Source organism: Nocardiopsis listeri (assembly GCF_020741345.1).
GTDB lineage: Bacteria > Actinomycetota > Actinomycetes > Streptosporangiales > Streptosporangiaceae > Nocardiopsis > Nocardiopsis listeri_A.
Genome location: NZ_DYZD01000112.1, coordinates 1 through 5,675, shown reverse-complemented (window position 1 = coordinate 5,675; position 5,675 = coordinate 1). Strand labels below are relative to the sequence as shown.

At 71.8% G+C, this 5,675-nt stretch carries 5 protein-coding genes; 4 read left to right on the top strand and 1 reads right to left on the bottom strand.

Annotation, left to right across the window (positions count from 1 at the left end; translation table 11 throughout):
• Both K8V84_RS06710 and K8V84_RS06705 read left to right on the top strand, forming a co-directional pair.
• The coding region (locus K8V84_RS06710; protein ID WP_304071826.1) for an ABC transporter permease subunit at positions 1-1,287 on the top strand (1,287 nt) is incomplete at its 5' end.
• Complete coding sequence (locus K8V84_RS06705; protein ID WP_304071824.1) at positions 1,284-2,195, top strand: carbohydrate ABC transporter permease; 912 nt, start codon at positions 1,284-1,286, stop codon at positions 2,193-2,195. The genes K8V84_RS06710 and K8V84_RS06705, both read left to right, overlap by 4 nt.
• A gap of 13 nt (positions 2,196-2,208) precedes the next feature.
• Here the strand turns inward: K8V84_RS06705 and K8V84_RS06700 are convergent, their stop codons facing one another.
• A complete protein-coding gene (locus K8V84_RS06700) occupies positions 2,209-2,757 on the bottom strand; it encodes a restriction endonuclease (protein WP_304071821.1) in 549 nt (182 codons plus the stop codon).
• Positions 2,758-3,026: 269 nt separating this feature from the next.
• Here K8V84_RS06700 and K8V84_RS06695 point away from each other — a divergent pair, with 269 nt between their 5' ends.
• On the top strand, positions 3,027-4,547 hold the full coding sequence (locus K8V84_RS06695; RefSeq protein ID WP_304071818.1) for a TIGR02677 family protein: 1,521 nt from the start codon (positions 3,027-3,029) through the stop codon (positions 4,545-4,547).
• Positions 4,547-5,675: DUF2398 family protein (locus tag K8V84_RS06690; RefSeq protein WP_304071815.1), on the top strand; the 1,129-nt coding region annotated here is incomplete at its 3' end. The genes K8V84_RS06695 and K8V84_RS06690, both read left to right, overlap by 1 nt.

Here is a 5,675-nt window from a genome sequence, read left to right as displayed (position 1 = left end):
CGCCCCTCCCGGTCGCGCCGCGCCTTCGGCCCGGCGTTCCTGTTCCTGCTGCCCGCGCTGCTGTTCCTCGCCGTGTTCCTGCTCTACCCGGCCGCGTACTCGGTGGTGCGCAGCCTCTTCGACGCCTCCGGTGCGCGGTTCGTCGGGCTCGACAACTACGCCCACATGTTCACCGACGACCGCACGCTCACCGCGCTCCGCAACACCGGGATCTGGGTACTGGTCGCCCCCGCCCTGGTCACCGGGCTGGGTCTGGTCTTCGCCGTCCTCACCGAACGTGTGCGCTGGGCGACCGCCTTCCGGGTCCTGCTGTTCATGCCGATGGCGATCTCCCTGTTCGCCTCCGGCATCGTCTTCCGGCTCGTCTACGACGAGAACCCGGACCGTGGCGTGGTGAACGCGGCGATGGTGAGCGTGCACGACGCCTTCAGTTCGCCTTCGGAGTACCCCGGTGCCGAACCTCGCGGCATCTCCCTGCGACCCGACACCACGCTCGGCGGCTTCACCGGTGCCCACGCCCACGAACCCGGCAGGGTCGTCGAACTGCCCATGGTGGGGGTGCGCCCCGGCGACCTGCCCGAACAGGCCTCCCCGGCCTCGATCCCCGAACCCGCCGACACCGCGGTACGGGGCGTGGTCTGGTTGGACGTGGCCCTGGACGGCGTACCGGGTGCCCTCGACGACGGGGAGATCGGCATGCCCCGGATGACCGTGCAGGCCCTTCAGGACGGCCGGGTGGTCGCCTCCGCCACCACCGGCGACGACGGCCGTTTCACCCTGCCCGAACCCCCGCCCGGCGAGTACACGATCCATCTGGCGGCCGACAACTTCACCGAACCCTTCCGTGGTCTGACCTGGCTGGGCCCCACCCTGGTCACGCCGGTGGTCATCTCCTCCTGGGTGTGGATCATGACCGGGTTCGCGATCACCTTCATCGCCGCCGGTCTGGCCGCCATCCCGCGCGACGCCCTCGAAGCGGCCCGGGTCGACGGGGCCACCGAATGGCAGGTGTTCCGCAAGGTCACCATGCCGCTCCTGGGGCCCCTGCTGCTCGTGGTGTTCGTGACCCTGACGATCAACGTGCTGAAGATCTTCGACCTGGTGTTCGTCATCGCGCCCGGATCGGTGCAGTCCGACGCCGGCGTCATCGCCCTGCGCATGTGGCAGGTCTCCTTCGGCGCGGGCGGCGACCAAGGACTGGGCAGCGCGCTCGTGGTCCTGCTCATGGTCCTGGTCCTGCCGATCGTGTACTTCAACATCCGCCGGTTCCGACGGGAGCGCCCATGACCACCCCGGCCGAGAAGTCGCCCTCGCTCGTCGAGGTCTCCGTCACCGGCGCCCCACGTCGAGGCACGGCCGCGCGCCTGGTCGGCGGTCTGGGCTCGGGCCTCCTGCGGTTCTTCCTGGTCACCGTGGCGCTGTTCTGGATGGTCCCGCTCATGGGCCTGCTCCTGGTGTCGCTGCGCTCGGGGGCCGACAACACCAACAGCGGCTGGTGGACGGCCCTGCTCGAGCCCACCGAGCTGACCCTGGCCAACTACCAGGGCCTGGTCCAGGACGGCGTCGTCCTCCGCTCGTTCCTCAACACCGTCTACATCTCGGTGCCGTCCACGGTCCTGGTCGTGGGGATCGGCGCGATGGCCGCCTACGCCCTGGCGTGGTTGGACTTCCCCGGACGCGACTGGATCATGGTCGCCGTCGTCGGCCTGCTGGTCCTGCCGGTCCAAGCGGCCCTGATCCCCATCTCCCGGCTCTACGGGGCCTTGGGCGTCTTCGGTTCCATCACCGGTGCCGTCCTGTTCCACGTGGCCTTCGGACTGCCCTTCGCGGTGTTCCTGCTGCGCAACTTCTTCGTGGGCATCCCACGCGACCTGCTCGAAGCGGCCCGCATGGACGGGGCCCGAGAGTGGCGCATCTTCCGCAAGGTGGTCCTGCCGGTGTCCCGGCCCGCCCTGGCCTCCCTCGCGGTCTTCCAGTTCCTGTGGGTGTGGAACGACATGCTCGTCGCCCTGGTCCTCACCAGCCCGGATTCGGCTCCGCTGACCGTGGCACTGCGCTCCGATCTGCGTCAGTTCGGCACCAACGTGGACGTCCTGGCCTCGGGCGCGCTCCTGTCCATGCTGGTGCCGCTGCTGGTCTTCTTCGTCTTTCAGCGGTACTTCGTGCAGGGCGCGTTCGCCGGGTCCCCCAAGTGAGGCCGCGCCGGTGTCAGAGCGGTGGCGGCACCGGGGCGCGCTCGCCGGCCATCCACAGGCCCAGAGCGTGCCGGTCCACCAGGATCATCCCGTCGCCGGCCTCGCGCACCGCCTCCGCGGTGAACCCGTTCGAGGCGACGAACATGCCCAGGTAGCCGCGGTGGCTTCCGGCCAGCGCGCCCAGGAACGCCCGCACCTCGTTGGGCGGAACCGGCCTGCGCCAGCGCTTGCACTGCACGGCCAACGCCCTGCCATCGGGGGTCTGCGCGCGCAGGTCCACCCCGCCGTCGGAGGCCCCGCCGACCACCGCCACCCGCGTGTACCCGTGGGTGCGCAGCAGTCGCGCCACGTACCGCTCGAACTCGATCCCCGACATCGTGTCGATCCCCGCGATCCCGGTGCGCGAGACGATCCACCGCTCCCGCGCCAGGCGCAACCGCGACCACACCCACCGGCCGGCCGCGGCCGACGCGAGCACGGCCACCACCCCGACGAACAGCCACACGAGTGGGCGATCGGCGTTGTCTCGCAACCACCCCAGCCCCAGCAGGAGCACCACCACCGCAAGTGGCAGCGAACCACGGACCCATCGGACCCACCGTCGCCCTCGCCGCCCGCGTCGACGCCGCCGTACAGTCACGTTCCTCCCAGGGGGTGGGGATGTGGGTGGAGACATAGCGGGCCACATCCTCGCACGGGGAGCCGACATGTGCGGGGCGGCCCCGAAGGATGCGGGACCGGGTTGTCTCCGCGCACTGCCACAATGGCCCAGGCGTGGTCTTCGCACACGGGGGTGCGGACCGTGAGCCACGAGACACGGGGGTGGAAGCTGTGGTCGAACGCGCGGCGCTGGATCTGGACGCGCTCGCCGTCAGCGACCGCTTCCGCCTGTTCAACTTCACCCGGCGCGACGACCACGTCACCTACCTGTGGATCCTGCGGTCCGTGGACCGGCGCCGCGAGGTCCACCAGGTGCAGGTCGGCGCGCACGAGGTCGAGTCGACCCTTCGGGAACTCGCCGCGCACCACCCCGACGCCCCCATCATGGACGCCCCCGGTCTGCGCCGTCGTCTCGACGAACTCGCCACCGACGGCGTCGTGCACCGCTTCGACGACGCCTCCCGCGCCGGCAGCCTGGCCGGCTACCGCAACCGCCAGTCCGTCTACCAGTTCAGCGAGCTCGGCTACCGCGCCTACCGGGCCGTCGAAGGGGTCCTGGGCGCGCGCGTGGAGGACGTCAACCTCTCCCGCCTGGTCTTCTCCGACGTGCTGGAGGACCTCGGCGCCCTGGCCGAGGCCAACCGCACCGGCCGGGTCGAGGACGTCTACCGTCGCCTGTCCCGCCTGGACTCGGTCATGGAGGACATGGGGCGCCGCTCCGCCCAGTTCCACGTCACCCTGGGGGAGATCCTGCGCTCCACGGAGGCCTCACCCGAGGTCTTCCTGCGCCACAAGAACGCCCTGCTCGTCCACATGTCCGACTTCATGGCCGAACTGGACCGCCACCTGCCCCGCCTGGACCGGGCCGTCCACGAGGTCGAGGCCACCGGCCTGACCACTCTGCTCTCCCGCGCCGCCGACGCCGACGAACGCCTGTTCATGGACCGTTCCGAACGCCTGGAGGACTGGCACCGCCGCTGGCGGGCCCTGCGCGCCTGGTTCGCCACCGAGGGCGGGACGCCCACCCGGGCCGCCGAACTCGGGCAGGCCACTCGCTCGGCGGTCTCCGGTGTGGTCGCGCTCCTGCGCCAGATCACCGAGGCCCAACGCGGCGGCGTCAACCGCTCCACCCAGCTGCGCCACCTGGCCGCCTGGGTGTTCGACACCCCCGACGACGGCGCCGCCCACGCACTCATGGGCGCCGCCTTCAACACCCGCTCCGCACGCCACCTGGGCGTGGCCCACGAGGACGGCGACGAGTTCTCCCCCTCCGACTCCTGGCACGACGCCGCCGGGGTGGAGGTCTCGGTCACCCTGTTCCGCAACGACCGATCGCCCACCCCGGGCGTGCCCAAGCCGGTCCGCCGGGACCGGGGCGCCCGCACCGAACTGCGCCGCCGCCAACGCGAGGACCGCGAGACCGAACGCGCCTCCGCGCGACGCCTGGTCGAGGACGGCGCGCACGAGCGCGTCCTGGACGACAGCGACACCCGCGTCCTGCTGCGACTGGTCACCAAGGCCCTGGAATCCCGGTCCGTGGTCGCCGGACGCCTGAGCTCGGCCACCGGAGACGACGCCGGAACCCTCGTGCGGCTCGTGCCCAGCGACCAGGGCGCCACCGTGCGCACCGTCCAAGGCGACCTCCACCTGCCCGGGTTCCGCCTCGAACTCGCCACCAGGAGGGGGAAGTGATGGCCAAGGCCACCCGACCGCGCGTTCCGGACGTGGACCTGGGCACCTACCAACAGGCCGTGCGCAGAGTCTTGACCTGCGACGTCATCACCGCCGCCCGGCCGCGCCCCGGCGTGCTCGACCAGGTCCTGTTCTGGGCCGACCAGATGGCCGAGGACCTGCGCGTCCTGTTCGGCTACCGGCTCATCGCCACCACCGACCACGTGCGGCTGGTACGCGAACTCGACCTGCTCGACCCCACCCAGCGCCAGGTCTTCGCACGCAAGGGCAAGCCCTTCGACCGGCGACGTCTGGCCTACCTGTGCCTGGTCCTGGCCTCCTTCCAACGCTCCCAGGTCGAGATCAGCCTCGGCGACCTGGTCCGCCGCTTCACCCCCTCGGCCAACGACGTCCAGGGCCTGGGCTACGACCCCACCGACTCCACCCACAAGGCCGCGCTGGTCGACGTCGCCCACTGGCTGCTGGAACGCGGCGCCCTGCACCTGTCCGACGGTTCGGTGGAGGCCTGGGCGCGCGGCGGAGAACACGCCGACGCCCTGTTCGACATCGACCACGAGATCTGCGAGATCCTCTTCCGCCCCAACCGGCCGGTCCAACACCTGCACAGCGCCGCCGGGCTCCTCGACGACCCGCTCGGCCCGGACGCCGCCCCCGAACGCGTGGCCCGGCGCGCCCGCCGCCTGCTGGTGGAGTACCCGGTGGTCTACTACGCCGACGTCGAACCCGAGGTCGCCGCCGCCCTGCGCACCAAGGGCCTGGTCGCGGAGGTGGCGCGCCTGACCGGTCTGCAACCCGAACGCCGGGCCGAGGGCGTGTTGCTGGCCGACCCCGCCGGCACCTTCACCGACCGCGCCTTCCCCGGCAGGGGAGGGGCGGTGACCCGCGCGGCCGGGCTGCTCCTGGCCCAGATCGCCGACCACTTCGAGGAGTCCTGGGCCGCCCTGACCCACCTGCCGGCCCCCGGCCCGCTGCACGAGCAGGTAGACCTGGTCGGGCGGGTCGACTCCGGGGTGCCCAGGGAGGCGGTCGTGGCCGAACTCGCCTGGGACCGCTCCGAGGACCTGCCACGCCCGGGCGAACCGGCCCTCGTGCCCCTGGTGGAACGCGACCGCCTGGAGGAGATGGTCG

What these genes read in the sequence shown, in the direction of transcription:
- K8V84_RS06705 (WP_304071824.1), top strand. Translation starts at nt 1,284, where the DNA reads ATGACCACCCCGGCCGAGAAGTCGCCCTCGCTCGTCGAGGTCTCCGTC.